This window comes from Micromonospora sp. CPCC 206171 (assembly GCF_036906755.1).
Lineage (GTDB): Bacteria > Actinomycetota > Actinomycetes > Mycobacteriales > Micromonosporaceae > Micromonospora > Micromonospora purpureochromogenes.
In genome coordinates this window covers 69,472-93,392 of record NZ_JBAKHT010000006.1, presented here as the reverse complement: position 1 = coordinate 93,392, position 23,921 = coordinate 69,472, and the positions used below count along the sequence as shown (strand labels likewise).

24 protein-coding genes are annotated in these 23,921 nt (G+C 74.0%); 13 read left to right on the top strand and 11 right to left on the bottom strand.

The genetic code is table 11. The features are described 5' to 3' along the window. Positions 1 to 16 precede the first annotated feature (16 nt). Positions 17 to 379 carry an ArsR/SmtB family transcription factor gene (locus V6U89_RS10105; RefSeq protein ID WP_334570528.1) on the top strand — a complete coding sequence of 121 codons (363 nt, stop codon included), beginning with the start codon at positions 17 to 19 and terminating at the stop codon, positions 377 to 379. Further along, positions 379 to 1,020 carry an SRPBCC family protein gene (locus V6U89_RS10100; RefSeq protein WP_334570527.1) on the top strand — a complete coding sequence of 214 codons (642 nt, stop codon included), beginning with the start codon at positions 379 to 381 and terminating at the stop codon, positions 1,018 to 1,020. The genes V6U89_RS10105 and V6U89_RS10100 overlap by 1 nt, the downstream gene beginning before the upstream one ends. Before the next feature lie 155 nt (positions 1,021 to 1,175). On the opposite strand, the gene V6U89_RS10095 is transcribed toward V6U89_RS10100, so the two are convergent. Then, complete coding sequence (locus V6U89_RS10095) at positions 1,176 to 1,541, bottom strand: ADP-ribosylation/crystallin J1 (RefSeq protein WP_334570525.1); 366 nt, start codon at positions 1,539 to 1,541, stop codon at positions 1,176 to 1,178. Between the two features lie 119 nt (positions 1,542 to 1,660). Between V6U89_RS10095 and V6U89_RS10090 the strand changes: the two genes are divergently transcribed. Then, positions 1,661 to 2,251 (top strand): NADAR family protein, encoded by a 591-nt coding sequence (locus V6U89_RS10090; protein WP_334570522.1) that lies wholly within the window; start codon positions 1,661 to 1,663, stop codon positions 2,249 to 2,251. A gap of 11 nt (positions 2,252 to 2,262) precedes the next feature. Continuing rightward, complete coding sequence (locus tag V6U89_RS10085; protein WP_334570521.1) at positions 2,263 to 2,772, top strand: NUDIX domain-containing protein; 510 nt, start codon at positions 2,263 to 2,265, stop codon at positions 2,770 to 2,772. A gap of 228 nt (positions 2,773 to 3,000) precedes the next feature. Here V6U89_RS10085 and V6U89_RS10080 read toward each other — a convergent pair whose 3' ends face one another. Together V6U89_RS10080 and V6U89_RS10075 are read right to left on the bottom strand one after the other, a co-directional pair. After that, the gene (locus V6U89_RS10080; protein ID WP_334570518.1) at positions 3,001 to 4,407 is read right to left on the bottom strand and encodes an endo-1,4-beta-xylanase; all 1,407 of its coding nucleotides are present in this window, start codon (positions 4,405 to 4,407) and stop codon (positions 3,001 to 3,003) included. 340 nt (positions 4,408 to 4,747) lie between these two features. Then, positions 4,748 to 6,709 carry an ABC transporter ATP-binding protein gene (locus V6U89_RS10075; RefSeq protein WP_334570517.1) on the bottom strand — a complete coding sequence of 654 codons (1,962 nt, stop codon included), beginning with the start codon at positions 6,707 to 6,709 and terminating at the stop codon, positions 4,748 to 4,750. Between the two features lie 238 nt (positions 6,710 to 6,947). Here V6U89_RS10075 and pgi point away from each other — a divergent pair, with 238 nt between their 5' ends. The 4 genes from pgi to V6U89_RS10055 all read left to right on the top strand — a co-directional run bounded on the left by pgi (position 6,948) and on the right by V6U89_RS10055 (position 10,884). Beyond that, positions 6,948 to 8,585: a glucose-6-phosphate isomerase gene (gene pgi / locus V6U89_RS10070; RefSeq protein ID WP_334570516.1), complete on the top strand. Its 1,638-nt coding sequence runs from the start codon at positions 6,948 to 6,950 to the stop codon at positions 8,583 to 8,585. 108 nt (positions 8,586 to 8,693) lie between these two features. Continuing rightward, positions 8,694 to 9,419 (top strand): FadR/GntR family transcriptional regulator, encoded by a 726-nt coding sequence (locus V6U89_RS10065; protein WP_334570515.1) that lies wholly within the window; start codon positions 8,694 to 8,696, stop codon positions 9,417 to 9,419. Further along, on the top strand, positions 9,416 to 10,246 hold the full coding sequence (locus tag V6U89_RS10060) for a sterol desaturase family protein (RefSeq protein WP_334570513.1): 831 nt from the start codon (positions 9,416 to 9,418) through the stop codon (positions 10,244 to 10,246). Before V6U89_RS10065 ends, V6U89_RS10060 begins: the two co-directional genes overlap by 4 nt. Further along, the gene (locus V6U89_RS10055; RefSeq protein WP_334570512.1) at positions 10,243 to 10,884 is read left to right on the top strand and encodes a lysoplasmalogenase; all 642 of its coding nucleotides are present in this window, start codon (positions 10,243 to 10,245) and stop codon (positions 10,882 to 10,884) included. The genes V6U89_RS10060 and V6U89_RS10055 overlap by 4 nt, the downstream gene beginning before the upstream one ends. Positions 10,885 to 11,018: 134 nt before the next feature. Here V6U89_RS10055 and V6U89_RS10050 read toward each other — a convergent pair whose 3' ends face one another. The 4 genes from V6U89_RS10050 to V6U89_RS10035 form a co-directional block, all read right to left on the bottom strand. Further along, positions 11,019 to 12,737 (bottom strand): acyl-CoA dehydrogenase, encoded by a 1,719-nt coding sequence (locus V6U89_RS10050; RefSeq protein ID WP_334570511.1) that lies wholly within the window; start codon positions 12,735 to 12,737, stop codon positions 11,019 to 11,021. Positions 12,738 to 12,762: 25 nt separating this feature from the next. After that, positions 12,763 to 13,314 (bottom strand): PadR family transcriptional regulator, encoded by a 552-nt coding sequence (locus V6U89_RS10045; RefSeq protein ID WP_334570510.1) that lies wholly within the window; start codon positions 13,312 to 13,314, stop codon positions 12,763 to 12,765. A gap of 109 nt (positions 13,315 to 13,423) precedes the next feature. Beyond that, entirely contained in the window at positions 13,424 to 13,882 is a 459-nt protein-coding gene (locus V6U89_RS10040; protein ID WP_334570508.1) for a DUF4383 domain-containing protein, read from the bottom strand. Positions 13,883 to 13,976: 94 nt separating this feature from the next. Next, positions 13,977 to 14,420 carry a hypothetical protein gene (locus V6U89_RS10035; RefSeq protein ID WP_334570507.1) on the bottom strand — a complete coding sequence of 148 codons (444 nt, stop codon included), beginning with the start codon at positions 14,418 to 14,420 and terminating at the stop codon, positions 13,977 to 13,979. Between the two features lie 123 nt (positions 14,421 to 14,543). On the opposite strand from V6U89_RS10035, the gene V6U89_RS10030 reads away from it, so the two are divergent. Continuing rightward, complete coding sequence (locus V6U89_RS10030; RefSeq protein WP_334570506.1) at positions 14,544 to 14,864, top strand: hypothetical protein; 321 nt, start codon at positions 14,544 to 14,546, stop codon at positions 14,862 to 14,864. Positions 14,865 to 15,009: 145 nt separating this feature from the next. Next, positions 15,010 to 15,891 carry an RNA polymerase sigma factor SigJ gene (gene sigJ, locus V6U89_RS10025; RefSeq protein WP_334570716.1) on the top strand — a complete coding sequence of 294 codons (882 nt, stop codon included), beginning with the start codon at positions 15,010 to 15,012 and terminating at the stop codon, positions 15,889 to 15,891. Between the two features lie 129 nt (positions 15,892 to 16,020). On the opposite strand, the gene V6U89_RS10020 is transcribed toward sigJ, so the two are convergent. Then, positions 16,021 to 16,866: a siderophore-interacting protein gene (locus tag V6U89_RS10020; RefSeq protein ID WP_442933902.1), complete on the bottom strand. Its 846-nt coding sequence runs from the start codon at positions 16,864 to 16,866 to the stop codon at positions 16,021 to 16,023. A gap of 4 nt (positions 16,867 to 16,870) precedes the next feature. Further along, the gene (locus V6U89_RS10015; protein ID WP_334570505.1) at positions 16,871 to 17,902 is read right to left on the bottom strand and encodes an ABC transporter substrate-binding protein; all 1,032 of its coding nucleotides are present in this window, start codon (positions 17,900 to 17,902) and stop codon (positions 16,871 to 16,873) included. A gap of 197 nt (positions 17,903 to 18,099) precedes the next feature. Here V6U89_RS10015 and V6U89_RS10010 point away from each other — a divergent pair, with 197 nt between their 5' ends. The 3 genes from V6U89_RS10010 to V6U89_RS10000 are packed head-to-tail and all read left to right on the top strand — an operon-like array spanning position 18,100 to position 20,898. Beyond that, on the top strand, positions 18,100 to 19,035 hold the full coding sequence (locus V6U89_RS10010) for a FecCD family ABC transporter permease (protein ID WP_334570712.1): 936 nt from the start codon (positions 18,100 to 18,102) through the stop codon (positions 19,033 to 19,035). Next, positions 19,032 to 20,054 carry a FecCD family ABC transporter permease gene (locus V6U89_RS10005; protein ID WP_334570504.1) on the top strand — a complete coding sequence of 341 codons (1,023 nt, stop codon included), beginning with the start codon at positions 19,032 to 19,034 and terminating at the stop codon, positions 20,052 to 20,054. Before V6U89_RS10010 ends, V6U89_RS10005 begins: the two co-directional genes overlap by 4 nt. Positions 20,055 to 20,097: 43 nt before the next feature. Then, positions 20,098 to 20,898 carry an ABC transporter ATP-binding protein gene (locus V6U89_RS10000; protein ID WP_334570710.1) on the top strand — a complete coding sequence of 267 codons (801 nt, stop codon included), beginning with the start codon at positions 20,098 to 20,100 and terminating at the stop codon, positions 20,896 to 20,898. Between the two features lie 139 nt (positions 20,899 to 21,037). Here V6U89_RS10000 and V6U89_RS09995 read toward each other — a convergent pair whose 3' ends face one another. Together V6U89_RS09995 and V6U89_RS09990 are read right to left on the bottom strand one after the other, a co-directional pair. Further along, a complete protein-coding gene (locus V6U89_RS09995; protein WP_334570502.1) occupies positions 21,038 to 22,648 on the bottom strand; it encodes a sulfatase in 1,611 nt (536 codons plus the stop codon). Positions 22,649 to 23,100: 452 nt separating this feature from the next. Next, positions 23,101 to 23,883, bottom strand: a complete 783-nt coding sequence (locus V6U89_RS09990) for a CDP-alcohol phosphatidyltransferase family protein (RefSeq protein WP_442933901.1) — start codon at positions 23,881 to 23,883, stop codon at positions 23,101 to 23,103. Positions 23,884 to 23,921: the final 38 nt, after the last annotated feature.

The window sequence follows — 23,921 nt, the reverse complement described above, 5'->3', positions numbered from 1 at the left end:
CTGATAGAAAGGGTCCGTGCACGCCTTCGACGTCCTCGGCGACCCGGTGCGCCGCCGCATCCTGGAGCTGCTCGCCGAGGGCGAGCTCAGCGCCGGGGAGGTCTGCGCGGTGATCCGACGGGAGTACGGCATCTCGCAGCCCGCCGTCTCGCAGCACCTGCGGGTGCTGCGGGACAACGGCTTCGCCACCGTCCGACCGCAGGGCGCCCGCCGGCTCTACGCCGTCGACCCGCGACCGCTGCGCGAGGTCGACGAGTGGCTGGCCGGCTTCCGCCGGTTCTGGGCCCCGGCCCTGGACGCCCTCGCCACCGAGCTGGCGCGCGGCCGACGCGAACGGCGCCTGCACCCACCCCAGGACCCGACCGAGGAGAAACGCTGATGAGCGACGTCACGCACCAGATCAGCGCCGTGCGGCGCACCGTGGGCAGCCGGACCCTGGAAGCCGGCGAGGCCCGGGTGATGACGATCAGCCAGACGTACGACGCGCCCCTGGAGGACCTCTGGGACGCCTGCACCAACGCCGAACGCATCCCCCGCTGGTTCCTGCCGGTCTCCGGAGAGCTGCGGCTGCACGGCCGCTACCAGCTCGAGGGCAACGCTGGCGGCACGATCCAACGCTGCGACCCGCCGAAGAGCTTCGCCGCCACCTGGGAGTACGGCGACGAGGTCAGCTGGATCGAGGTGCGGCTGACGCCGGAGGGCGACGGACGTACCCGGTTCGAGCTGGAGCACGTCGCGCACGTCGACGACGAGCGCTGGACCGAGTTCGGCCCGGGCGCGGTCGGCGTGGGCTGGGACCTGGGTCTGCTCGGCCTCGCCTCGCACCTGGCCGCCGACGGCAGCGGGATCTCGCCCGAGCAGGCCGAAGCCTGGATGGGCTCCGACGAGGGTCGGCGGTTCGTCACCCTGAGCAGCGAGAGCTGGGGCGAGGCCAGCATCGCCGCCGGCACCGACCCGGCGGCCGCGCGGGCCGCGACGGCACGCACCACCGCCTTCTACACCGGCGCACCGACCGCCTAACCACAGCTCTCCCGGGTACGCGCGTCGATCAGCGCCGCCGGGCCGGGTGGGGAGCGCGCTGGGCCGTGCGGGCATGCACGGCCCAGCGCGCTTCTCGGTCGGAGCGGCCCCTCAGCCCGTCGCGGCCGGCACGACCTGGCTCGCCCACACAACCCTCACCCGATGGCGGTCGGCGCAGTGCCGAAGGTGTGCACGACCTCGATCCGACCGACGATGTGCCGGTTGAACTCGGGCAGCTCCTCCGCCGGCACCCACAGCTCCAGGATGTCCCGGCCGCCGGCCTGTCGGACCGGGTAGCGGGCGAGGAAGGCCCGGTCCACCTCGAAGCGGGTGACGAAACCGGCGCCGGAGGCGGGCACGTTCCAGTCCCGGGCGATCATGATGGCGTACCGCTCGATGAGCACCGGGTAGATGATCGACTGGTCGGGCAGGCGGGGCGGCCACGCCGTCCAGCCGGAGGCCTCGACCAGCGCCAACTCCTGCGGCCCGGTCGGTCGCCACAGCGTCGTCGTCTCGCGCATCGTCCCCACCTCGCCCGGTCGTCCGGCGGAGGCTACCGAGCCGCCGGCCCGCCCGGCGAGCCGGTTTCCGGGGGAAACCGGGAGGCGGAGTGTCGGTGCCCGGGGCGACACTGTCGAGCATGCCGCCGCCCCGTAGTGCCGCCGACGTCGCCGCCCTCGTCCAGAGCGGACAGCCGGTGAAGTACCTCTGTTTCTGGGGGCACCGGCCCCGGCGCGACGGCACCGTCGGCGCGGGCTGCCTGAGCCAGTGGTGGCCGGCGGCGTTCACGGTGGACGGCTGCCGCTTCATCACCGCCGAGCACTGGATGATGTGGCAGAAGGCGGCGCTCTTCGGCGACGAGGAGGCCGGCGAGCGGATCCTCGCCGCCGGCCACCCGCACCGCGCCAAGGCGCTCGGCCGCCAGGTGCGCGGCTTCGACCAGGCGGTGTGGGAGGCCCGGCGGTACGACATCGTGGTCGCCGGCAGCATCGCCAAGTTCGGCCAGCACGACGACCTGCGGGCGTACCTGCTGGGCACCGGCGACCGGGTGCTGGTCGAGGCGAGCCCGGTGGACCGGGTGTGGGGCATCGGGCTGGCCGCCGACGACCCGCGCGCCGAGGACCCAGCCCGGTGGCGGGGGCTGAACCTGCTCGGCTTCGCGCTGATGCAGGCCCGGGAGACGCTCCGGGAGCAGGTCGATCGGTCGCCGGAGCGGCCACCGGGCCGGTAACGTGCGGCGACATGACCGGCTCTCCCTACGCGCACTGCTCCTTCTGCAGCGCCGCCTACCCGGCGGGCGCCGGCTGGCCGCGAATCTGCGCGGCCTGCGGCGAGACGGTCTGGCGCAACCCGCTGCCGGTCGCGGTGGCGCTGCTGCCGGTCCGCACCGACACCGGCCTGGGCCTGGTGGTGGTCCGCCGGGACATCGAGCCGGCGCGCGGCCTGCTCGCGCTGCCGGGTGGCTTCATCGAGTACGGCGAGGAGTGGGCCGACGCGCTGGTCCGCGAACTGCGCGAGGAGACCGGCCTGATCGGCGAGGCGGACCAGGCCCGGCTGTTCGCGGTGCACGGGGCACCGGCCGGGGGCACCATCATGATCTTCGGGGAGCTGCCCGAGCGGCCGGCCGACGGGCTGCCGCCGTCGGCGCCGACCGAGGAGGCCACCGAGTGGCTGGTGCTCACCGAGCCCGTCGAGCTGGCCTTCTCCACGCACACGCAGGCGATGGCCGACTTCTTCGCCCGGCAGGGCTGAGCGCGCCGGGGCGACGGCTGATCGGCTCGGCGCGCTGCGGATGCCAGCCCAGCGCCGTGCCGTGCCGGGCGACGTCGCGGACCCGCTACCCGGGACACCGGCCGGACGGGCGGCCCGACGCCAGGTGGTGCGGGAGGTTGTCCGCCCGCCTAGCGGGAGGCGCCCTCGGCGCCACCCGACCGGGTGAGCCGGCGCGGAGGGTGGACCCCTCCGCGCCGGATCAACCGCTCAGCTCGCCGAGCAGGTGGGCGTGGTGGACGGTCCCACGCCGGTGCCCTGGAAGCCGAAGGTGGTGCTGGCGCCGGCGCCCAGCTGACCGTTGTAGCTGAGGTTGCGGAAGGTCAGGCTGCCGCTGGTGCCGCTGGGCTGTGCGTTCCAGGAGTTGGTGACCGCGGCGCCGGCCGGCAGGGTGAGCCCGACCGTCCAGCCGCGGACGGCCGACGCGCCGGCGGTGACCCGCACGGTCGCGACGAAGCCACCGGTCCAGGAGTCGAGCGACACGCTGGCCGTGCAGGACGCGCCGCCGGGCGGCGGGGTCGACGGCGGGGGCGTGGTGGGCGGGGGCGTGGTGGTCGGTGGCGTGGTGGGGCCGCCGGAGTTGAGCGCGTCGAGCGTGGCGGTGTAGGCCGCCTTCTTGTTGCCATTGCCGTCGAAGAGCAGCGGGGTGCCGCTGGCCCGCCAGGAGTCGGTGTCCCGGATGCCCCAGACGGTGATGCCGGTGCAGCGGCTCACGGCGAGGCAGGCCCGGACGACCCGGCCGTAGTTGTCGGCCTGGGCCGATCCGGACCCCTCGATGTCCAGCTCGGTGATCTGCACGTCCACGCCCAGGTTGGCGAAGCGCTGAAGGTTGGCCTGGTAGTCGGCCGGCACCGGCGAGGCGCTGTTGAAGTGGGACTGGAAACCGACGCAGTCGATCGGCACGCCCCGGGCCTTGAAGTCCTGCACCATCGCGTACACCGCGTTGCTCTTCGCGTTCTGCCCGTCGGTGTTGTAGTCGTTGTAGCAGAGCTTGGCGGTCGGGTCGGCTGCCCGGGCGGCACGGAACGCCACCTCGATCCAGTCGTTGCCGGTGCGCTGGAGGTTGGAGTCGCGCCGGGCGCCGGTGCCACCGTCGGCGAACGCCTCGTTCACCACGTCCCAGGAGTGGATCTTGCCCCGGTAGTAGGTCGCCACCTGGGTGACGTGGTTGACCATCGCCGAGCGCAGGGCGCTGCCGCTGAGGTTCTGCGCCCAGCCGGGCTGCTGCGAGTGCCAGGCCAGCGCGTGCCCGCGCACCTGCATCCCGTTGGCCCGGGCGTGGTTGACGATGCGGTCGGCGTTGGCGTACGTGAACTGGCCCGGGGTGGGTTCGGTCGCGTCCCACTTCATCTCGTTCTCCGGCGTGACCGAGGTGAACTCGCGGTTGAGGATCCCGACGTAGGTGGCGTCGGAGAGCTTGTTCGCGGCCACCGCCGCACCGAAGTAACGGCCGGTCTGGGCGGCGGACGCGCCCAGGGTGGTGGCGGCGCTGGCACCGGGCGCCAGGGCGAGCGTCGTGCCGAGGGCGGCGACGCCCGCGGCGGCGGCCACGAGGGCCGCGCAGAGCCGGGCTCGGGTCGTCGGACGTCCGCCCGGGCGGGCGGGGACGTGGGTCATGGCAGGTCAACCTTTCGACAGTGATGGGGGTGGGACGTCGCGCCTCGACCGTCGCCCGACGCGGTGACCGGCTCCGTCGCCCGACGCGACCGCCCGGAGGCCGCGCCGGGATCCGCCGTGCTGCGACTGCCACCGCAAGGGTCGAGGGGTCCCGTCCTGACGGTACCGAAAGCTTTCCGACACTTCAACGAAAATCGATGTCTCGCTCATCGCGTCAGGTTCACCGGCGTGTCTGCGGGGCTGGCGACGAAGCCGAGGCTTGGGGGCGCCGAAACTTTCGGGGTGGACGGGCCGACGCCGACGGGAGCAGCGCGAGGATGCCGCCACCCCGCCCGGCCGGTCACCCGGTCGACGACTCCCCGGACTCCGTGCCGGCAGCCGCGAGGTAGCCGCTCGCCTGGAGTTCGAACAGCTCCCGGTAGAGCCCGCCGGCGGCCATCAGCTCGTCGTGGGTGCCGTGCTGCACCAGCCGGCCGTGGTCCAGCACGAAGATCCGGTCGGCGTGCCGGACGTTGGCCAGCCGGTGGGTGATCAGGACGACCGCCCGGTCGGGGCGGCGGCGCAGGTGTGTGAAGAGGGCGTGCTCGGCCCGCGCGTCGAGGGCGGCGGAGGGCTCGTCGCAGATCAGCAGCCGGGCGTCCCGGTAGAGGCCCCGGGCGGCGACCAGCCGCTGCCACTGGCCGCCGGAGAGGTCCTGGCCGTTCTTGAACTCCCGGTCGAGCAGGGTGTCGTACCCGAACGGGAGGTCGTCGATCATGTCGTGCGCGGCGGCGGCGCGGGCGGCGTCCTCCACGCTCGGGCCGGCCTGGTCGGCGCGGCGGTCGTGCCGGCCGATGCGGATGTTCTGCCCGGCGGTGAAGGGGAACTTCCAGTACTCCTGGGTCATCACCGCCACCTGGGCCGCGGTCTGCGCCGGGTCCAGCTCGGCGAGGTCGACGCCGTCCCAGTGGATCGTCCCACCGGTGGGGCGGTAGAGCCCGGCGATGAGCTTGGCCAGGGTGGTCTTGCCGGAACCGTTCTCGCCGACCAGGGCGACCACCTCGCCCCGGCGCACGGTCAGGCTGACCTCGTCCACCGCCGGGGTGTCCGTGTCCGGGTAGCGGAGGCTGACCCGGTCGAGTGCGATCGTGTCGAACCCGGGCATCGGGCGGCCCTTCCCCACCCCGATCCGCCCCCGCGCCCGTTCCAGGAAGTCCCGGTAGTCCTGGTAGTAGAGCGCGTCCTCGTAGAGGTTGTTGGTGGCGAAGACGGCGATGCCGAGGCTGGACCGGGCGGACTGCAGCGCCAGCAGGGCGGTCGCCGCGGCGGCCAGCGCGACCACGCCGGTGAGCAGCAGCCCGCCGAGCACGGCGTACATCCCGAAGGCCGCCACCCCGGCGGCGGACATGCCGAACGCCCGGGTGGCGCTCTGCGCCCGGACCAGGCGCAGCTCGGCCCGGGTCTCCACAGCCATCACGCGGCGGAACTCGGCCAGCAGGAAGTCACGCATCTGGTAGGCCCGGACCTCGACGGCGGTGCGCCGGTTGGCCATCAGGTGCGCCAGCATCCACATCCGGCGGCGGCGGGTGATCCGGGCCAGCATGGCCAGGTACTTTCGGCGGGCCATCCGGACCGCGGTGACCGCCTCGGGCACCGCGGCGAGCAGCAGGCACGGCAGGAGCACGGGCTGGATCACGGTCACCGCCGCGGCGGTGGCCAGCACGCCGACCACGCCGGTGATCAGGTTGACGGTGTGGTCGACGATGGAGGCCGCCTCGGCCATCCCCCGGTCCCGGACCCGGTCCATCTCCTCGGCGAAGCCGGCGTCGTCGAAGGCGGCCAGCTCCACCGCCGTGGTGGCCTCGAAGAGCCGCAGCTCCACCTCGTAGTTGATCTGGGGCATCAGCCGGGCCTGGGCCCAGCCGGCGGTCACGGTGAGGACGCCCCGCGCCGTCACCGCCAGCGCGGCCAGGACCAGCGACGGCAGCGCGGCGCGGACCCGGTCCGGTGTCGGGCCGGCGGCGAACAGCTCACGGAGCACGCCGGTGGTGGCGAGCAGCCCGAGGGTGGTCATCACTCCGGCCGCGAGGTTCAGGCCGATCGCCGCGAGGGTGTCCCGCCGGCTGGTGGCCCAGGCGAGCGTGACCGCCTCGCGGACCAGGTGGGGCAGCCGCCGGGCGACCGACCGGAAGCTGGTGTGGGCGAACTCGGTCGCCCGGTGCATCCAGTGGCCGTCCTCCAGCTCCGGCAGCTCCAGGTCGTCGGCGTCGTCGGACGGGCCGTCCTGTCGGGACGAGCGGCGTGGGCCGATCACCGTCGCCATGGGTCCTCCCGGGCCGAGGGACAGGGCAGGGGGAGAGCCTACTGTCGGCTACCGCGCGGTGTCGTGGCGTGACCGGCGTGTCGTACACGTGTCGCAAGGGCGTGTCGCCGACCACGGTGCGGGACGGGTCTGCCGCGTCGCGTCGCGCCGGCCCCGCCGGGGTGGCAGGCTGGAGCCGAGCCGGCGGCGGCGCGAGGAGCGCCACCGGCGTCCCGTCGTGAAGGAGAAGATCCACCTGATGGCTGCGAGTGTGACCACCACGGACGAATGGCAGGCGCTGCGCAAGCACGCCGAGACGATGCGCGGCACCCACCTGCGGGAGCTGTTCGCCGCCGACCAGCGCCGGGGTGAGCGGCTCACCGGCGAGGTCGCCGACCTGTACGTCGACTACAGCAAGAACCTGGTCACCGACGAGACGCTGGAGCTGCTCACCGCGCTGGCCGAGCGGGCCCGGCTCACCGACCGGATCTGCGCCATGTTTGCCGGGCGGCACATCAACTCCACCGAGGACCGGGCGGTGCTGCACACCGCGCTGCGGCTGCCCCGCGACGCCACCCTGATCGCCGACGGCCAGGACGTGGTGGCCGACGTGCACCGGGTGCTGGACCGGATGGCGGCGTTCGCCGAGCGGGTCCGCTCCGGGCAGTGGCGGGGGCACACCGGCGAGCGGATCAGCACGGTGGTCAACATCGGCATCGGCGGGTCCGACCTCGGGCCGGTGATGGCGTACGAGGCGCTGAAGGCGTACCGCGACGGCGGGATCAGCTGTCGGTTCGTGTCCAACATCGACCCGACCGACATCCACGACAAGACCCACGACCTGGACCCGGCGACGACGTTGTTCGTGGTCGTCTCCAAGACCTTCTCCACCCAGGAGACCCTGGCCAACGCCAACCAGGCGAAGATGTGGCTGCTGTCCGGCTTGGACGCCGACGACGACGCGGCGATCGCCAAGCACTTCGTCGCGGTGAGCACCAACGAGCAGCGGGTCCGCGACTTCGGCATCGACCCGCAGAACATGTTCGGCTTCTGGGACTGGGTAGGCGGCCGGTACTCGCTGCCCTCCGCCGTCGGCCTGTCGGTCATGCTGGCTGTGGGCCCGGCACACTATCGGGACCTGCTGGCCGGCTACCACGCCGTGGACGAACACTTCCGGACCACGCCGGTGCAGCGCAACATCCCGGCACTGCTGGGCCTGCTGAACGTCTGGTACACCAACTTCCTGGGCGCGCAGACCCACGCCGTGCTGCCGTACTCGCAGTACCTGCACCGGTTCCCGGCCTACCTGCAGCAGCTGACGATGGAGAGCAACGGCAAGTCCGTCACGCTGGACGGCACCGCGGTCGACCACCGGACCGGCGAGATCTTCTGGGGCGAGCCGGGCACCAACGGCCAGCACGCGTTCTACCAGCTGATCCACCAGGGCACGCTGCTCATCCCGGCGGACTTCATCGCGTTCAGCCAGCCCAACCACGACCTCGGCGACATGCACGACCTGTTCATGTCGAACTTCTTCGCGCAGACCGCCGCGCTGGCCTTCGGGCGGACGAAGGAGCAGGTCGAAGCCGAGGGCACCGCGGCCAACGTGGTGCCGCACCGGGTGATGCCGGGCAACCACCCGACGACCTCGATCATCGCGCCGAAGCTGACCCCGGGCACCCTCGGCCAGCTGATCGCCCTCTACGAGCACATCGTCTTCACCGAGGGCGCGATCTGGGACATCAACCCGTTCGACCAGTGGGGCGTGGAGCTGGGCAAGGTGATGGCCAACCAGCTCGCGCCGAAGCTGACCGGCGACGATCCGGACCTGTCCGACGTGGACTCCTCCACCGCCGCGCTGATCCGCCGCTACCGCCGCGAGCGCGGCCGGGACTGAACCCCGCGAGACGGCGGCCGGGTCGACGACCTGGCCGCCGTCTTTTTTCGGGTACGCGACTGGTCCAACCAGTTGACGGGTTGATGTGCGCGGGGTCACACTGCTGCCGTGGCCTTCGTACCCGTCCCCCGCAGCTCCGTCGCCGACCACGTCTTCGGCCAGCTTCGCGACGCCATCGTCAGCGGCCGCTACCGCCCCGACGAACCGCTGCCGGGCGAGCGCGAGCTGGCCGCCGCGTTCGCGGTCAACCGACACGCCGTGCGGGAGGCCCTGCGCCGGCTGCAACAGCTCGGCCTGCTCCGGGTCAGCCAGGGCGGCGCCACCCGGGTGCTCGACTGGCGGGTGCACGCCGGTCTCGACCTGGCGCTGTCCCTCGTGCAGTCCGGCGACGTGCTCCCCGTCGACACGCTGGTGCGGGACATGCTGGAGATGCGCGCCTGCGTCGGCGTGGACGCCGCCCGGCTCTGCGCCGAGCGGGCCGATGCCGAGCTGCGGGGCAGCGTCATCCGCGACGTCGAGGCGTACGCGGCGCTCGCCCCGGACCTGCACGCGATGGACAAGGCCAACATCGTGCTCTGGCGGGACATCGTCGACGGCTCCGGCAACACGGCGTACCTGCTGTCCTTCAACAGCCTGGTCGCCGGGGCGGTGGCCGTCGGCGAGGTGCCGCCCGAGCGGCGCGCCGCCGAACTGCTGGACGTCACCGGCCACCGCCGGCTGGCCGAGGCGATCGCCGACGGGCGCGGCGACGACGCCGCCGCGCAGGCCCACGCACTGCTCACCGCCTCGCTCACCACCCCCGCCACCCCACCAGGAAGGGAATGCCGAGCATGATCCCCGCCGTGCTCTACGCCGTACCCGCGTTCCTGCTGCTCGTCGTCGTGGAAGCGCTGTCGTACCGGTTCGCCCCCGACGACGACGAACGCGGCTACGAGCTGCGCGACACCACCACCAGCCTCACCATGGGCGTCGGGAGCGTGCTCATCGGCACGCCCTGGCGGCTGCTCACCGTCGGCCTCTACGTGGGGCTGTGGACCCTCGCCCCGGTGCAGCTCTCCCCCACCAGCGTCTGGACCTGGGTGCTGCTCTTCTTCGCCGAAGACCTGGCCTACTACTGGTTCCACCGCACCCACCACGAGGTACGCCTGTTCTGGGCCGCCCACGTGGTACACCACTCCAGCACGTTCTACAACCTCTCCACCGCACTGCGGCAGGGCTGGACGACGCCGATGACCTCGCTGCCGTTCTGGCTGCCGCTGGCGCTGCTCGGCATCCCGCCGTGGATGATCTTCCTCCAGCAGTCGATCAGCCTGCTGTACCAGTTCTTCCTGCACACCGAGCGGATCGACGTGCTGCCCCGACCGATCGAGTGGGTCTTCAACACCCCGTCGCACCACCGGGTCCACCACGGGGCCAACACCGAGTACCTGGACCGCAACTACGGCGGCATCCTGATCGTCTGGGACCGGCTCTTCGGCAGCTTCGAGCCGGAACGTGCCGCCGTCCGCTACGGCCTGACCAAGAACATCAACACCTACAACCCGCTGCGGGTGGCCACCCACGAGTACGCGGCGATCTGGGCCGACGTCCGGCGGGACACGTCCTGGCGGCACCGGCTGGGGCACGTCCTCGGCCGGCCCGGCTGGCAGCCCGCCCGATGAGGCGGCTCTGGCCCGGACTGTACGCGGCGGTCGTCGCCGTCGAGCTGGCCGGCGTCGCACTTGACGTACCCGCGCTGCAGTGGGCGGCGAAGCCGCTGCTCGCGCCGCTGCTGCTGGCCTGGCTGCTGCGCGTACGCCGCAGGTGGGACCTGGTGGCGGCCGGCCTGGTGTTCGCGACGGCGGGTGACGTGGCGCTGCTGCTGCCCGGCACCACCGCGTTCCTGGTCGGGATGGGGTGCTTTCTCGGCACCCAGCTCTGCTTCCTGACGGCCTTCCTGCGGCACCGGCGGGCGCCGCTGGCCGCGTTCGCCGGCTACCTGGCGGTCTGGGCGGGCGCGAACGCGCTGCTCTGGGAGCGGCTGGGCGACCTGCGGCTGCCGGTGCTCGGCTACAGCCTGGCGTTGAGCCTGATGGCCGCCGCCTCGGTGGGGGTGTCCCGCCGGGCGGCGGCCGGCGGGGCGCTCTTCCTCGTCTCCGACGCGCTGATCGGGCTCGGCGCGGCGGGGGTGGAGCTGCCCGGGCGCCAGCTGGCGGTGATGGCCACCTACATCGCGGCCCTGGTCCTGCTCACCACCGCGTGGGCCCGCCGCGAGCAGCCCGACCGTCGCCCCGAAGGAGCCGCGCTGCTGCCGGCCTGAACCGGACAGCCGAGCGTGGCCCCTTCCCCGGCGGAAGCCGAGGCCGACGCATGATCCACCCGGTTGGCGGTGGGTCGGGGTGTCGGAGCGCCCCGACACCTCGACCCACCGCATTCCGGGACCCGGCGGGTCCGTCAGGGGTTCATCTCGTAGGCGCCGGAGAGGGCCGCCACCTGGGACCAGACCCGGGCGGTGCGCTGCGGGTCGGCGACCGGTCGACGGACCTGGGTCAGCGCCCACGCGGCCTGCGCGTCGGTGGTGGCCGCCTTGCCGTGCAGTTCGGTGGCGTGGCCGGAGAAGTCGCGGACCAGGATGTCGAAGATCTCGTCCAGCAGGTCGGCGTCCAGACCGGTCAGCGCGGCCTGCTCCAGGATGAGCTGGCCGTAGACGACCAGCGCGAACAGCTGGCCGAGGGCGAGCAGGAAGTCCAGGTCGCGCTGCTGCTCCTCGCTCGGCGCGTGGGCGGCCAGCAGCGCGCAGAGCCCGTCGGCCTGCTCCCGGAACCGGGCCACGTTCGGCACGCCGGCGTGCGCGTCGTACGCGGCCCGCCAGTCGTGGAAGCGGATCGCACCCAGCCCCCGGGCCGGGCCCTGGCGGAACAGGAACTCGTCGTCGGCCGGGTCGTGCCGGGTCGGCACCGGTGCGAACTCGGCCGGCCGGAACAGGTAGTTGGCCATGAACTTCAGGATCAGGGCCAGGTTGACATGCACGGTGCCTTCGAGCTTGGGCAGGCCTCGGATGTCCCGCGCGGCCTTGTCGAAGTAGGTGTCCGCCTCGAAGCCCTTGGCGGCGATGACGTCCCAGAGCAGGTCGACGACCTTCTCGCCCTCGGTGGTCACCTTCATCTTGGTCATCGGGTTGAACAGCAGGTAGCGGCGGTCGTCCGGGCCGGCCGAGCGGAAGTAGTCCACCGCCCGGTCGCTGAACAGCTTCATCGCCACCAACCGGGCGTACGCGTCGGTCAGCTCCCGGCGCACGTGCGGGAAGTCGGTGACCCGCCGGCCGTAGAGCACCCGGTTGTGGGCGTGGGTGACCGCCTCGTACATGGCGTGCTCGCAGATGCCGATCGAGGCGGTGCAGAGGTTGAACTTGCCGACGTTGACCGTGTTGAGCGCGGCATCGAAGGCGGCCTTGCCGGTGTGCAGCACGTCCTCGGCGCGCACCGGGTAGTCCTCCAGCCGGAACTCGCTGACGTACATCTGCGCGTTCACCACGTTGCGCACCAGGTGGTACGCCGGGTGCCGGCTGTCGGCGGCGAAGAAGACGTACCCCTCGGGGCCCTCGACGTCGGCGCGGCGGCCGAAGACGGAGACCAGGCCGGCGACGTTGCCGTTGCCGATGTAGTACTTGCCGCCGGTGGCCCGGAAGCCGCCCTCGCCGTCCGGGGTGAGCAGCATGTCGGTGGAGTAGATGTCGGCGCCGTGGCTGCGCTCGGAGAGGCCGAACGCCATCACGTGCCCGCCGTCGAGCAGGGCCGCGGCACGGGCCCGGGCGGCCGCGTTGTCGCTCTGCCAGACCGGTCCGAGGCCCAGGACGGTGACCTGCCAGGTGTACCAGTAGCCCAGCCCGTAGAAGCCGAGCACCTCGCTGAGCGCGGCGTTGCGGGCGGTGTCCCAGCGCTTGGCCGGGTCGCCGGCACCGTCGGCGGCCGGGGTGCAGAACGCCGCGAAGAGACCGGACTTGGCGGCGAAGTCGAGGAAGTCGCCGTACCAGGTGTGGTCGTTGTAGCTGTCGACCAGGGCCTTCTTGCCGCGCTGCTCGAAGAAGTCGACGGTGGCGCGCAGCAGCCGGCGGGACTCGGAGTCGAGGTGGGCGGGGTCGTAGGTGCGCGGGTTGAGCAACGGGTCGGCCATGGGGGTCCTTTCCGGAGGGTGGGGGTCAGCGGGCGAGGTCGCGCAGGGTGGCGAGGACGTCGTCGAGCCAGGCCAGCACCATCCGCTCGTACGCGATGCCGCCGCGCAGCACGACGTGCTGGAGTGCCGCGCGGGCGTCGCCGGGGTCGGGCGCCGGGAAGTCGCGGCGCTCGCCGGCCAGGTAGCTGGTGAGGACCGCCTCGTGGTCGGCGCGGTAGCGCTCGACCTCGGCGACCAGCTCCGCGCGGCCGGCCCGGTCGGCGAAGGCGGCACCGCGGATCTTGACGGCCAGCTCGTGCCGGACCGCCTCCGGTTGCACGGGCGCGCGCAGCCAGTCGGCCAGCGCGCTCTGCCCGGCGGCCGTGGCCGACCAGCACCGCTTGTCGGGGCGGCCGTCCTGGCCGACCTCCTCGGCGGTGACCCAGCCGTCGGTCTCCATCCGCTTGAGCACCCGGTAGATCTGCTGGTGGGTGGCGGTCCAGAACCGGCCGATCGAGCGGTCGAAGCGGCGGGCCAGCTCGTAGCCGGAGGCCGGCTGCTCCAGCAGGGAGACCAGGATCGCGTGCTCGAGGGCCATGCGGGCATCCTGCTATGCAACGAGTTGCATAGGCAAGGCCGCAGGGGCGTCGGTCACACGGACGACGACGCCGCGCCCCTCGTGGGAGCGCGGCGTCGTCGGAGCAGGGTCAGCGGCGGGCGCCGGCGGGGCGGCGGGTCAGCGCCAGCCCGAGGGCGATCATGCCGACGCCGAGGAACAGGTGCAGCCAGTCGTCCGCGTTGTTGAGCGGGACGAAGTTGGCCCCGCTGTCGTGGTCGACGACCACGCCGTAGAGCCAGAGCACCAGGTAGATGGCGCCACCGGCGAGCAGGAACGTGCGCGCGCCGGAGACCGTGCGCGCCAGGGCGAGCCCGGCGACGCCGTACGCGAGGTGTACCAGGTTGTGCAGGATCGACACCTGAAACAGCCCGAGCAGCTTCGCCTCGGAGTCGTGCCCGGCGAACTTCATCGTGCCGTAGTCCGTGGTGATGCCGGGGATGAAGCCCAGCACCCCGATCAGCAGGAAGAGCACGCCGGCCGCCTGCGCGGCGCGACGGACGGGCGACACGGCGGTCGCCGATGCCCCTCGACCGGGTCTGTTCACCATGTCAACCACCTCCGTCGAAGTCCGTGTGGCCCCGGATGCCCGGGACTACACGCCGCAAACCTGCGGAACCGGGCGGTTGCGTGCGGAAGCCGGCTCAGGCCGGTGGCAGGTGCTCCTTGAGCGCGGCGAACTCGGCCACGGTCAGCCAGGAGGGGTTGGCGCCCTGCGGCTGGCGGAGGACCTCCGCCCCGGCCAGCCGGGCGTCGGCGCGCAGCCGCTCCCGGGGCACCCGGTCGCCCGGGTCGAGCACCGTCAGCTCCAGCGGCACCGACCAGGGCTCCCCCGGCGCCCCCGGCACGGCCGGCCCGGCCAGGCGTCCGACACCCCACACCCCGTACGCCAGCCGGCCTCGGCTGCCACTGGCCCAGAGGACCACCGGCTGACCCGCCCGCATCAGCTCCGCGCGGTAGCCGGGGCGGACGCACCAGCTGCACACCCGGGGGTCGGCGGCGAAGCGGGACGCCAGGTCGACCGCGTCCGCGTTGCCCTTGACCAGCCAGGCGCCGAGGCCTTCCGGGGTGACCCGTCGAGTCGTCATCCCGCCCTGGTGCCCGAGACCGGCGCAGGTCAATCAGTCAACGTGGCGTTGACCACTTCACGAGGGGGTTTACCGGACGCGGGAGGTGGAGACTTTCCGCCGGTACCGACAGAGGGGGAGACCGTGTCCGAGACCGACCGCCCAGAGCCGCGCGACCGGGGCATCGCGCCCGCCGGGGTGACAGATCCGCTGCTGTGGCGGCTCGCCGCCGGCGTGGTGGACGCGCACCAGCCGGACGAGACCGGACACTGCGACAACCTGCTCTGCGGCCAACAGGAGTGGCCGTGCGACGCCGCCCGCCAGGCGCAGCGGGCGTTGGCACTGTCCGGCGACGCCCCCGAGGAGGTCGCCGACCCGGTCCGCGACGACCGGCGGGAGGAGTCGCCGGGCGACCTGACGGCCCTGGCCCACCGCCGCTCCCGGCCGGCCGCCGAGGCCGCCTGACGCTTCCTGGGCGGATCGCTCGCCTGGTTCCGCTCGCCCGCTCCCGGGCGGGTGCCTGCACACCCACTCACCGACCCGCGGTCACATCGGCCGGCTCCGCTGTGTCTACTGCTGTGAGACGCGACGAGGGGGCGACGTGACAGCGGTGGACGAGCACGAGTGGTTGACGCAGCGGTTCGAGGAGCACCGGACCCGGCTCCGGGCGGTGGCGTACCGGATGCTCGGCTCGCTGAGCGAGGCCGACGACGCCGTCCAGGACGCCTGGCTACGGGTCAGCCGGGCCGACACCCATGCCGTGGAGAACATCGGCGGCTGGCTGACCACCGTGGTGGCCCGGGTCTGCCTGAACGCGCTCCGCTCACGGGAACGGCGCCGCGAGGAACCGCTCGACATCCGGCTGCCCGAGCCGGTGATCAGCCGCGAGCCCGGGAACGACCCCGAACACGCCGCCGTGCTGGCCGACTCGGTCGGGCTCGCGCTGCTGGTGGTGCTGGAGACGCTGACGCCGGCCGAGCGGCTCGCGTTCGTCCTGCACGACATGTTCGCCGTGCCGTTCGAGGAGATCGCCCCGATGGTCGACCGGTCCCCGGCCGCGGCCCGGCAACTGGCCAGCCGCGCCCGGCGGCGGGTACGCGGGCAGGCCCCCGTGCCCGACCCGGACCTCGCCCGGCAGCGGGCGGTCGTCGAGGCGTTCTTCGCCGCCGCCCGCGACGGCGACTTCGACGCGCTCGTCGCCGTGCTGCACCCCGACGTCGTGCTGCGCTCCGACGGCGGCCCGGGCAGCCGCCACACCGTCGTGCTCACCGGCGCGCCGACGGTCGCCGGGCAGGCGGTCACCTTCGGACGGCTCTACCCGTTCATGCGGCCGGCGCTGGTCAACGGGGCCGCCGGCGCCGTGGTCGTGGCGCAGGGCCGGCCGATCTCGGTGATGGGTTTCACCGTCACCGACGGCCGGATCGTCGCCGTCGACGTGCTCTCCGACCCCGACCGGCTGCGCCGGCTCGACCTGGCCGTCCTCGACGACTGACGGCATGCGGCCCGGTGGGGCGCGGGACCTCCGTCGCACGCCGGGGAGCGGTGTCGTCCGCACCGAGGGGTAGCCGCCGCCCGGCCCCGCGGCACGCGCCGCAGCCGCGGCCGAGGACAGCCAGGCCGGTCAGGCGTCCGCCTCCGCGCGCAACTGCTCCTCGGATGCGCCGCGCCGCCAGTAGCCGGCGAAGGTCACCCGCCGCCGGTCCAGGCCGCGGTCGGTGACCAGGTGCCGGCGGACCGCCCGGACCGTCGAGGACTCGCCGGCGATCCACGCGTACGCCACGCCGGTCGGGAGCCGGGCGGCGCGGATCGCCTCGACCAGCAGGCCGCTGCCGGGCGGGGTGGTGCCCCGGACCAGCCAACGCACCTCCGCGTTCGCCACGGTGGGCAGTTCCCGCACGTCGGCGGCGGCCGGCACCTCGATCCACGCCCGGACGGTGGTTCCGGCGGGCAGCCAGGCCAGGATGCCGGCGGCGGCCGGCAGCGCCGTCTCGTCGGCGGCCAGCAGGACGTGGTCGGTGCCGGGCGGGGGCCGGAAGCAGACGCTGCGGTTGTCCCGCTCGGCGGGTCCGAGCAGGACGATCCGGTCCCCCGGCCGGGCCCGGCCCGCCCATCGGGTGGCCGGGCCGCTGTCGCCGTGGTGCACGAAGTCGACGTCCACCTCGGACGCCCCCGGCCGCTGCCCGCTGATGGTGTAGGAGCGCATCACCGCGCGGACGGCCGGGTCGGTGGCCCGCCAGCGCGCGTACCAGTCGTCCCCGGCGTCGAGCGGGACCACCGGCTCCGGCTGGCCCGGGTGGGGCAGGAAGAGCGAGACGCTCTGGTCCCGGCCGCCGCCGGCGAACGCGGCCAGCTCCTCGCCGGTCAGGGTGACCCGGATCAGCGAGGCGCCGATGCGCCGGGTGTGTCGGACCTGGGCCTGGTAGAAGCGGTAGCGCAGGGCGACGGGGGTCGCGGTGCCGGTCGTCACGGCGTCAGCCGACCCGCTTGGCCGACCGGATGGCGGTGGCGAGATTCTCCAGCAGCGGCGCCGCGCCCGCGTACGAGAACCGGGGCACCGCGTCCCACCCGGTGACCTGGTTGGCGCGGACGGCGGGCAGCTGCTGCCAGGTGGGCTTGGCCGCGAGGTCCTTGGGCTGCAACGCGGTGGACCGGTTGTCGAGCAGGATCAGGTCGGCGGGGAACTTGCCGGCGTTCTCCCAGCTCAGGCTCTCGAAGTAGTCGCCGGTGGCGAGCTTGTTCGGCACCACGATGTCGACGCCCAGCTCGGCGAAGTACATCAGGTCGGTGCTGACCTTCGGGTTGGAGACGTAGAACAGGTCGGGGCTGCCGGAGGCGGCGAGCACGCGGATGCCGGGGTTGGCCTTGACCGCCTGGCGGACCGACTCGGCGGCGGCCTCGAAGCGCGCCTTGGCGTCGGTGACCTTCTTCGCGCTCAGGTCGGCGCCGAGGGAGCGGGCGAGTTCCGCGTACCGCTCGATGGGCCGGGTCATCGGCACCCGGGCGGTGGTGACGGTGGCGCTGGGCGCCAGGGCGAGGATCTTGTCGCGGCTCTCGTCCGGCACGTACCAGAGGGCGCCGGGGTCGTACATGTGGGTGACCAGCAGTTCGGGGCGCAGCCCCGCGTACTTCTCGACGTTGAACTCGCCCCAGACGTTGCCGAGCACGGTGACCCGGTCGACGTCGAGGCCGCCGGCCTGCGGGTCGGTCGAGCCGTCGCTGCGGGTGGTCTCGCCGAACACGCCGACGATCTGCGAGTCGAGTCCGAAATCGACCAGCGCGGCGGCAACCCCGGTGAAGGCGACGACCCGGGTCGGGGTGCTCGCCAGCTCGACCTTCTGGTTGCGGTCGTCGGTGAACGACCAGGGGCCGGTCGAACCCTTGGCGCTGGTAGAGCCGTGCTTGTCGGCCTGGCCGCAGCCGACGAGGAGGGTCGCGAGGGTGGCGCCGCCAGCGGCGAGCAGGCCCCGGCGGGAGAGTCCGCGGGCGGACATGGATGAAGGCATGATGACGTCTTTCGATCAGGACCGGACCGCGATGATCCGCGATGGCGGGGTTAGGTTAACCTAACCTAACCCGAAGTCAATCGGTGCCATGCCGTTTCCCCCCGGAGCCGACCCTGTCCGTCACCACGCTCGCCGCCGCCCCGGCGCCGGCACCACCCACCCGCCGGGCCGGCCCGGCCGCGGCGCTCGCCGCCGGGCTGCTGCTCCTGCTCGTCGTCGCGATGCTGAGCATCGCCGTCGGCGCCCGACCGCTCTCCCCCACCGAGGTCTGGCACGGCCTGGTCTCCGCGGCCTCCCCCGAACACGCGGTGGTGCACCGGATGCGCCTGCCCCGCACGTTGCTCGGCCTGCTCGCCGGCGCGGCGCTCGGGGTGGCCGGGGCGCTGATGCAGACGCTCACCCGCAACCCCCTGGCCGACCCGGGGCTGCTCGGCATCAACGCCGGCGCGGCGGCCGCAGTCGCCTCCGCCACCGCCCTGCTCGGCATCGGCACCACCGGCGGCTGGATCTGGTTCGCCCTGCTCGGCGCCGCCACCGTCACCGTCGGGGTGTACGCCGTCGGCGGCGGCCGGCGGGCCACCCCGGACCGTCTCGCGCTGGCCGGGGCGGCCCTCAACGCGGTGCTCTACTCCTACGTCAGCGCGGTCATGCTGCTCGACTCCGCCTCGCTGGACCGGCTGCGGTTCTGGACGGTCGGCTCGCTGGCCAACGCCGAGTTCGCCACCCTGCGTACCGTGGCGCCCTTCGTGCTGGCCGGCCTGCTGGTCGCCCTGGCCGGCGCGCGGTCGCTGAACGCGCTGGCCCTGGGCGACGACACCGCGCGGGCGCTCGGCGCCCGGCCGGCCCTGGTCCGCGGCGGCGCCATCGTGGCGGTCACGCTGCTCTGCGGCGCGGCCACCGCCGCCTGCGGGCCGATCGTCTTCGTCGGGTTGCTCGTGCCGCACCTGGTCCGCGTGCTGACCGGGCCGGACCTGCGCTGGCTGCTGCCCGCCTGCGCGCTGTACGCGCCCGTCCTGCTGCTCGGCGCCGACGTGCTGGGCCGGGTGCTGGGCCGCCCCGGTGAACTCCAGGTCGGCCTGGTCACCGCCGTGCTCGGCGGCCCGCTCTTCCTGCGTCTGGTGGCCCGCCGATGACCGTGCTGCGCACCCCCGGTGGCCGGTCACTGCGCTGGCGTCCCCGATCGCTGGTCGTCGTCGCCACCGCGGTGCTGCTCGCCGTCGGTCTCGGCGTGCTCGCCGTCGGCGGCGGCGACTACCCGATGAGCCCGGCCGACGTGCTGCGCACGCTGACCGGGGGCGGCACCGCGGCCGAGGAGTTCATCGTCGGCGAGCTGCGCCTGCCCCGGCTGGTCACCGCGCTGGGCGTCGGGGCCGCCCTGGCGCTGTCCGGCGCGGTGGTCCAGACGCTGCTGCGCAATCCGCTGGGCAGCCCCGACATGGTCGGCATCACCCAGGGCGCGGCGACCGGCGGGCTGGTCGTCGTGGTGCTCGGCGGCAGCAGCCTCGCGCTCTCCGGCGCGGCGCTGGCCGGCGGGTTCTGCACCGGCCTGGTGATCCGGGCCGTCGCCGGCGCCCGGGGCCTGGCCGGTCACCGGCTCGTGCTGGTCGGGATCGGCATGATGGCGATCCTCACCGGCGTCAACGGCTGGCTGCTCACCCGGGCGCCGCTGATGGACGCCGCCCGGGCGGTGCTCTGGCTCACCGGCAGCCTGGACGGGCGGGGCTGGTCGCAGGCGGTGCCGCTGCTCGGCGTCCTCGCGGCGCTCACCCCGGTGGTGCTCGCCGGCGGCCGGGCAATGGCCATCGTGGAGCTGGGCGACGAGACCGCGACCGCGCTGGGCGTGCCGGTGACCCGGGTCCGGCAGGTGCTGCTCGGCGCGGCGGTGCTGCTCGCCTCCGTCGCCGCGGCCGCCGCCGGGCCGGTCTCCTTCGTGGCGCTCACCGCCCCGCACCTGGCCCGCCGGCTCACCCGGGCGCCGGGCCCGAACCTGGTCGCCTCGGGGCTCACCGGTGCGGTGCTGCTGGTCGGGGCGGACCTGGTGGCGCAGCGCGCCCTCGCCGGCCAGCAACTGCCGGTGGGCGTGGTGACCGGCGTGCTCGGCGGGACGTACCTGGTGTGGTTGCTCGCCGCGCGGCGGGCCGGACAGAGCTGAAGGAGATCGCGTGTCGGGAAACCCGCGCCTGGACGGGGTCGGCCTGACCCTGGCGTACGAACGGCGGATCGTCGCGGAGGGGCTGTCGGTGGCCGTACCGGACAGGTCGTTCACCGTGGTGATCGGGCCGAACGCCTGCGGCAAGTCGACGCTGCTGCGGGCCCTGGCCCGGACGCTGCGGCCGCGCGCCGGGACGGTGCTGCTCGACGGGCGGGACATCCACGCGCTGCCGTCCCGGGCGGTGGCCCGTACCCTCGGCCTGCTGCCGCAGTCGTCGGTGGCGCCGGACGGCATCACGGTGGCCGACCTGGTCGCCCGCGGCCGGTACCCGCACCAGGGGCTGCTGCGGCAGTGGTCCCGGGAGGACGAACGGGTGGTCGCCGAGTCGATGGCCGCCACCGGTGTCGCCGAACTGGCCGACCGGCCGGTCGACGAACTGTCCGGCGGGCAACGGCAGCGGGTCTGGATCGCCATGGCGCTGGCCCAGCAGACGCCGCTGCTGCTGCTCGACGAGCCGACCACCTGGCTGGACGTCGCCCACCAGATCGAGGTGCTGGACCTGTGCGCCCGGCTGCACGAGGAGCAGGGCCGGACGCTGGTGGCGGTGCTGCACGACCTGCACCACGCCGCCCGCTACGCCACCCACCTGATCGCCATGCGCGACGGCCGGGTGGTCGCCGAGGGCGACCCGCGCGAGGTGGTCACCGCCGAACTGGTCCAGGAGGTGTTCGGGCTGCCGTGCCGGATCGTCGAGGACCCGGAGACCGGTACGCCGCTGGTGGTGCCCGCCACCCGCCGTCCACGTCTGCCGGATGCGGCCTCGCGGGTGGTGCCGGCGTCCTGACCGGGTGCGGCCGGAGGAATTCCGACGGCGGGCACGGCCCGGAGGTGGACGGAGTCCGCCGTCGGCCGGCTGCGTCGACGGAGGTTCTGGTGGCCGCTCGCGTTCGCCCTGTAAGCGGCGCCGGCACATCTTGCCCCGGTCACCGGGGCGACGGCGGGGCCGCCGCCCCGGCCGGTGGCTGTGGGCCGAAGGTGCGCAGGAACCGGTCCCGGAAGGTGTCCATCCGCCAGACCGGCGCGCTCGGGCCGGGCCGCAGCCCCTCGTCCCAACCCCAGGCGGCGACCCGGGCCAGCACCGCCGGGTCGTGGGCCACGATGGTGATCGGCACGTCCCGGCCGGCGTTCTCGCCGGTCACCACCGGCGCGGGCTGGTGGTCGCCGAGGAAGACCAGCACCAGCTCCTCGTCGCCGTACGTCTCCAGGTAGGAGATCAGGCTGTTCAGCGAGTACTCGATGGAGCGCCGGTAGCCGGTGCGGACCTCGGTGGCGCTGCGCCCCACCACGTCCTTCGGGTTGACGGCCACCGAGGTCGGCCGGCGGTAGATCGACCCGTCGCCGACGTGGTCCCAGTCGAGCATCCGGGGGATCGCCGCCCAGGGAGAGTGGCTGGAGATCAGCGGGATCTCCGCCATGATCGGCGCATGCCCCGGGGTGGCCCGCTCCCGCCGCTGGAAGGTGGCCAGCGTGTACTGGTCGGGCATCGGCGCGTAGTTGAACTTCGGGCCGCGGTAGTCGAGCCCGGCCGCGTCGTGGTAGCGGTCGAAGCCGAAGAAGCTCCTCTCCGGCCAGGGCTGGGTGGCCGCCGGCATCACCCCCACCGTCTGCCAGCCGGCCCGCCGGAACGCGCCGTTGAGGGTGAGCCGGTCGCCGGCCAGCAGGCTGAGGTGGCGTTGCTGGTTGTCCACCCAGAGCCCGGACAGCAGCGTGTCGTGGGCCAGCCAGCTGCCCCCGCCGGCGGTGGGTGAGGTGAGGAAACCGCTGCGGGCGTGGAAGCCCCGCTCGGCGAGCCGGCGCGTACCGCCGTCGAGCACCGCGCCGACCTGCGGGGCGAACTCCGGGTCCTGCACCGCGTCCCGGCCGTAGCTCTCCACGAACGCGACGATCACGTCCTTGCCGCGCAGGGCGGTGAGCAGCTCGTCGCCCGAGGTGTCGCGGAAGGCGTCGGCGGCGGCCTCGGCCGCGAAGGCCTCCCGGTCCCGCAGCCCGGCACCCAGCTGGCCGACATGCTGGCCGACCAGCCGGGACGTCCCCGAGTCGGCGAGCGGCACGCCGATCGTCGCGCCGGCGACCCAGACCGCCGCGCACCCCGCCAGCACCCGGACCGTCCGGCGGTCGTGTCGGGCCACCAGCCGGGTCAGCCGGAGCACCGACCGGGTGGTCAGCACCAGCAGCGCGCCGACCGCGGCGACGAGCGCCACGATCGCGCCGACCGCGCCGGCCCGGCCGACGGAGTCGCGGACGAAGCCGTACGCGTCGTCCAGCAGCACCCAGTCGAGGACCAGGTCGAAGGGACGGGCGAGGCTGGCGGACATGCCCATGTCGAGCAGCTTGACGACGGCGAGCAGCCCGAGCGCGACGCCGCACAGCACCGCCACCGCCCGCCGGGCCACGCCGTGCAGCACCAGCAGCAGTGCGGCGGCGACCAGCCCCTCGACCGGGATGCGCAGGAACGCGGCGGGGCCGAGCTGGTCGAGCCGGTTCGGCGCCACCAGCACGGCGAACACGAGCAGGCCGGCCGCCACGGTGGTCACCCGCGCCGCGACGGTACGCACCCGTCCCCGTCCACCGGCGACGACGGCATCCGCCCCGGGCCCGTCCGGCTCCGGCCTGCTCGGAGTGTCGGCTGCCTCCGCCCCGGCGGGCATCGGTTGTACCGCCGCACCGGGGGCCTCTGCCCCGCCGTGAGCCGGGTGCGGCCCGGACGCCGCGGCGGGGGTCCCCGACCCGGCGGGAGCCGGATGCGGCGGGGACGCCGCCTCGGGGGACGCCGCCTCGGGGGACGCCGCCTCGGCGGGCTGATCGAGGGCCGGGTCGGCGGGCTCGTCGCGCCGAGGCTGCGGGGTCGGATCGGCCGGCGGGGACGGGTCGACCGGGCGGGCCGGTCCGTCCACCGTGGCCCGGCGGCGCAGGCGTGACAGCACTGACACTGCGAGATCCCTTCCGTGGGCTGTCCCCGGCCGTCCGGCCGGGCGATCGATGCGGCTCAGACGGGCTGGTGCGCGGCGAGCGGGCGCTCGGCGACGGTGTCCGGCACCGGCCGGAGCGCCGGGACGGGCCGGCGGACCGGGGCGAGCCGGGACGGGCGGTGCCACCAGAGCCAGCCGACGTCGTGGCCGAACGACTCGACCAGCAGCGCCAGCGAGGCCGCCAGCACGACGGCGGTCGCCGGCGCGGGCAGCACCTCCGCCGTGGCGACCAGCAGCAGCACCCCCTGGGCCGCGGCGACCACCTTGCGCCAGTACCGCGGCGGCAGCGTCCCGCGCATCCAGGGCAGCACCCAGCTCGCGGCGACGAAGGCGTACCGCATCGCGCCGATGGCGAGCACCCAGCCGCCGGTGGACGGCGCCACGTGGATGCTGAGCACCAGGATGAGGAAGGCGTCGACCTCCATGTCGAAGCGGGCGCCGAGGGCGCTGGCGGTGCCGGTGCGCCTGGCCACCCAGCCGTCGACGGCGTCCAGGGCGAGCGCCGCCGCGGCCATCGGCACCAGCACGGCCAGCGGCGCCGCTGCGTCGATGGCGTCCACCACCAGGGCGGTCACCCCGCCGACGAGCACCGCCCGGGTCAGCGTCACCCGGTCCGCCGGGCCCAACCGGTACGCGCCGCGCCGGCGCAGGCCACGGTCGAGCGCCCCGCAGAACCCAATACCGTACGCGACGCCGGCCAGCCAGCCGGCGGCGTCGAGCCCGACGGTCGCGGCCAGCCCGGCGAGCAGGACGATCTGGGCGGTCAGGCCGATCACCGGACCGGTTCGAACCTTGGACACCCTGCCTCCGTGTTTATGATCGACGGCCTCGACAGGAA